The following is a 4,493-nucleotide window of genomic DNA, read 5'->3' as shown; positions in this document are numbered from 1 at the left end:
CGGCCACCAGCCGGCCGGAGTCCAGCACCGCCAGGCGGTCGCACGCCTCCGCCTCGTCGGCGCGGTGGGTGGTGAGCAGCACGGTGAGGCCCTCGGTGTCGCGCAGGGCCTTCAGGTGCGACCAGAAGGAGCGGAAGGAGGCCTCATCGAGCCCCTGCGTGGGCTCGTCCATGAGGAGGATGCTCGGCTGGTGCACCAGGGCGCGCGCCAGCTCTAGCCGCCGGCGCATGCCGCCGGACCAGGTGGCGACGCGCTCGTCGCCGCGCTCCCACAGGCCGATGACGCGGAGCATCTGCTCCACGCGCTCGTGAGCCCGCGCACCCGTCAGCCCGTACAGCCGGGCGCCGAGCCGCAGGTTCTCCCGCGCGCTCATCAGGTCATCCAGGCTGCTGCGCTGGAAGATGATGCCCATGCGCTGACGCAGCGCCGGGTCATGCAGCGACAGCGCACGCCCCTCGAGCAGCACGCGCCCGGCATCCGGGGCGAGCAGGCCGGCGAGGAGCTGGAAGGTGGTGGACTTGCCCGCCCCATTGGGACCGAGCAGGCCGACGATTTCACCCGCTCCCACCGCGAGGCTCAGCCCCTGGAGCGCCACCCGCTCCTTGAAGCGGCGGGTGAGTCCATCGAGCTGGAGGAGAGGCGCCGGGGAGCGGCTCGCCGCGGGAGAGAGGGCCGAGAGGGCCGTGGACATCCTCGAGTTAACCGTGTCCCCCACTGTCGAGCATCAGCGCGGCGAAGAGGCCGGCCAGGTACAGCAGGCTGAACAGGAACGTTTGACGGGCCCAGGCCCTTCCCAGCTGCCGGAAGAGCCCCTTGGCCCCCAGGCCGAGGAACGACAGGCCCAGCACCACGGCGGCCGCCAGATACCACCCGCCGGCGATGCGCAGCTGGAAGGGCAGCATCGTCATGGGCACCAGCGCCACGAGGTAGAGGACGATCTGCAGCCGGCTGGAGTCATCGCCCCGCTCCAGGGGCACGGACTTGAGGCCGGCCGCCGCGTACTCGTCCTTGCGGAACAGGGCGATGGCGATGAAGTGGGGGATCTGCCACAGGAAGAGGATGGCGAAGAGGACGTAGCCGCCCGCGTCGATCTGCCCGGTGACGGCCGTCCAGCCCATGAGCGGGGGCAGCGCGCCGGGCACCGCGCCCACCAGCATGGCGGCCGAGGTGCGCGACTTGAGCGGGGTGTACGCGAGCACGTAGCTGAGCAGCGCCACCAGCCCGAGCCCCGCGGTGAGCAGGTTGGAGCCCAGCGCGAGCGCTGGCAGGGACACGGCCGCCAGCAGCAGCCCGAAGCCCAGCGCCACCGCCGGCTCCATGCGCCCCGAGGGCAGCGGCCGGTTGCGGGTGCGCGCCATGAAACGGTCGCTGTGGCGCTCCCAGTAGCAGTTGAGCGCGTTGGCGGCACCCACCGTGCCCGAGGTGGCCAGCAGCGTCACCAGGATGCGCGCCACCGTCAGCTCGCCGGGGGCCAGCCACATGCCGCCCGCGGTGGTGGCGATCACCAGGCCCGACAGCCTCGGCTTGGTGAGGGACACCAGGTCCGAAGCGATGCTCGACAGACTCACGGCTCGCGCGCTCACGCAGACTCCGCCCAGATTGGAAAACGGCCTTCCCCTTACACAGAGGCGCGCCCCGCATCAAGCAAACGGGCGCGGGATGAGTACCATCCCCGCGCCCGTCGCTATCAGCGCCGCTTGTCGAGAGCGGCAGCCCGGCTACAGCGCCTGGGCCTGGGCCACGAACTCGCCCTTGGGCTCGAGCTCGACGTACTTCTGCGCCAGCGCCTTGGCCTTGGCGGCCTGCTTCTTGTCCTTCGAGAGGAACGCCGCGTAGTGGTAGTAGGCCGGAGCGAAGTTCTCGTCCGCGTTCAAGGCCTTCTGGTACGTCTCATCGGCCTTGGTGGCGTCGCCCTTGCCCTCGTAGACGCGCGCCAGCTCGAGCAGCGTGGTGGCCGCCCGGTCCGGCTGGCCGATGAACTCGGTGGCCGCCTTCTCCAGGGACTCCTGCGCCTTGCCCCACATGGAGCGCTCCCGGTAGAGCGTGCCGATGGCCAGGCGGGCCTCGGGGTTCTTCGCGTTGGGATCCTTCACCGCGCGCTCATACGTGGCGAGCGCCTCGTCCTGCTTGTTCTGCCGGCGGTAGGCGCTGCCCAGCATGGTGAGCAGCTTGGGGCTGTCGCCCATCGTCTTGATGGCGGTGACGAGCGCCTCGGAGGCCTCCTTCTCGCCGCCCGGCTTGCCCATGAGGGCCTTGGCCAGCTCGACGTAGAACTGGGCGCGCGTGCCGTCCATCTTGACGGCCTTGCGGATCTCCTCGGCGGCCTTGTCGAACTCGTTCTCGGACAGGAGGCGGCGGCCCTTGATGAGCAGCAGCTCGGGGCTCTGCTTGTCCAGGGTGAAGCCCGTCTCCTCGGCCTTCTGCAGCTCCTGACGCGCCTTCTCCTTGTCGGTGGGCACGCCGGTGACCTCGGCGATCTTCGTCTGCTCCTCGGGCTTGAACTTCTCCAGGCCCGCGGACACGCGCGAGATGAGCAGCGAGCGCGCCAGGTAGGCGGCCGCGAGCTGGCGCGGGGACGGAGGCGGCTGGGCCTCCAGCAGCTTCTTGATCATCTGCGAGGCCAGCGCGTAGTTGGGCTCGTCCTGCTCCAGCATCAGCAGGGACTTGCCGAGCAGGGACTCGGGGTGGTCCTTCTCGTAGCGCAGCGCGAAGTCGTAGTTCTTCCAGGCGATGGTGTCCTGGCCGAGCCGGCGGTACACGGCGCCGAGCGCGGCGTAGATGCGCGGGTCGTCCGGAGACAGGCCCTGGGCCTTCTCCAGGTTGTCCTTGGCGCGATCCAGGTCCCCCGCGTTCATCTGGATGAGGCCGAGCGTCAGGTAGAGCAGCGAGCTGCGCTTGCCCTGCTCGTCGAAGGACTTCACGCGCCCCTCGAGCTCGGTGAGGGCCTCCTTGCCCTTGCCACCGTACGTCTTGACGAGGGCCTCGGCGGCGTACAGGTGCGAGCTGATCTCCCCGCTCTTCTTGGCGGCGGCCAGATGCTCCTCGGCCTGGCGGCGCGCGTCGTCGCCCCCGCCGTGCTCACCCCAGCGGATGGCGTAGGCGTATGCCAGGTAGCCATGCGCGGCGGTGGAGTCGGGGTCCACCTCGATGGCCAGCTTGGCCGCCTCGCAGGCCTTCTTGTAGGACTCGAAGGAGTCGTGCTTGAGCTGGTCGGTGGCCACGTCGAGCTGCTTCTTGATCTCCCGGTTGCGCTGCGCGGCCATGCGCCCCTGGACGAAGTAGCCGCCCAGGATGAGGGGCACGGCGATGAGCAGGCCGAGCGTGACGAACTTGCCGCCGCTGGAGCCGCTCTTGCGCGGCTTGCGAGGCGCGTCGTCGTCATCGGTGTCCTCGTCCTCGTCCTCGACGACCACGGGCGCGCGGCGGGGCGCGGTGCGCGCGGGCTGCTCGGCGCGAGCCTTGGGACGATCCTCGTCCGTGCTGGCCTGCCCGCGGGTAGCCACCGGAGCGGCAGTGGGAGCGGCGACCGGAGCGGGAGCGGCGGCGACGGGAGCCGCGGCCACCGGAGCCGCCACGGGGGCGGGGGCGACCGGAGCGGGAGCAGGAGCGGGCGCGGCGGCCTGGGGCGGCTGCACCTTGTACTGCTGCATCACCGCCAGCGTCTCGGCGTCGGCGGGGTCCGCCTCATACGCCTTGAGGAGGTTCGCCTTGCCGACCTCGGCCTCGCCGGTCTTGAGCTGGAGCGCTCCGGCCGTGCGCAGGGAGGACTTGTCGCTGGGCTGGGCCTGGAGGGCGCCGAGCACCTCTTCCAAGGCCTTCTTGTCCTTGCCCTGCTCCGAGTACACGCGAGCGAGCAGGAGGCGAGGCTCCGCACGATCAGGGTGTGCTTTCACCCCTTTCTTGCAGACGACCATGGCCTCCATGAAGCGGCCAGCGGCCAGATAGGCCTCGGCCAGGGGCCGGTAAGCATCAGAGGACGGGTCGGAAGCGAACGCGTGCTCCAGCTTCGCAAGCTCGGCCGGGCTCAACGTTTTCGAGGGAGAGATAGACATTCCGAAGTAAGGCGCCTGTGGAGGGGGTTCTTATGACACCCGGAGTTGCCGCGCGTCAATCGCGCAAGGGGTACGGAAGATTCCCGGCTTGACACGTGGAATAGGGTCTTGTATCTGCCCGTTCGTCTTCGCGGCGGGAAACAGCAGCACCCGCCGGCTGTTGGGACACATAGAGGTTGCGGGGGTGTAGCTCAGTTGGGAGAGCGTCGCGTTCGCAATGCGAAGGTCGTCGGTTCGATCCCGTCCACCTCCACCATGCAACAGAGAAGGGCCTCACTGGAAACAGTGAGGCCCTTTTCATTTGGGCCTCCAAGTCGTTGAAAAGTGCCGGCGCTCTGTTATCCGGGGCCGATGACCGAACAGCCTTCGCTTGGGTTCTTCGCCCGTTTCTGGCTCGCCTTCGTCTGCTTCTGGCGAATCTGGCTCTACCCCGAGTTCGCG

Annotated in this window: 3 protein-coding genes and 1 tRNA gene; 1 reads left to right on the top strand and 3 read right to left on the bottom strand. The window is 69.3% G+C overall.

The genetic code is table 11. The features are described from left to right. The 3 genes from VF697_RS11335 to VF697_RS11325 all read right to left on the bottom strand — a co-directional run. The coding region (locus tag VF697_RS11335; protein ID WP_331094162.1) for an ABC transporter ATP-binding protein at positions 1 to 691 on the bottom strand (691 nt) is incomplete at its 3' end. A 7-nt stretch (positions 692 to 698) separates the two neighbouring features. After that, a complete protein-coding gene (gene cyoE, locus VF697_RS11330) occupies positions 699 to 1,583 on the bottom strand; it encodes a heme o synthase (RefSeq protein ID WP_331094160.1) in 885 nt (294 codons plus the stop codon). A gap of 135 nt (positions 1,584 to 1,718) precedes the next feature. After that, positions 1,719 to 4,052 (bottom strand): tetratricopeptide repeat protein, encoded by a 2,334-nt coding sequence (locus tag VF697_RS11325; protein WP_331094158.1) that lies wholly within the window; start codon positions 4,050 to 4,052, stop codon positions 1,719 to 1,721. A gap of 180 nt (positions 4,053 to 4,232) precedes the next feature. Between VF697_RS11325 and VF697_RS11320 the strand changes: the two genes are divergently transcribed. Then, positions 4,233 to 4,308 (top strand) — tRNA-Ala (locus VF697_RS11320). The last annotated feature ends 185 nt before the right edge of the window (positions 4,309 to 4,493 follow it).

The sequence above is a fragment of the Archangium sp. genome (assembly GCF_036388035.1).
GTDB lineage: Bacteria > Myxococcota > Myxococcia > Myxococcales > Myxococcaceae > Archangium.
The sequence above is the reverse complement of the archived record's forward strand: the minus strand, read 5'-3'. Positions and strand labels throughout refer to the sequence as shown.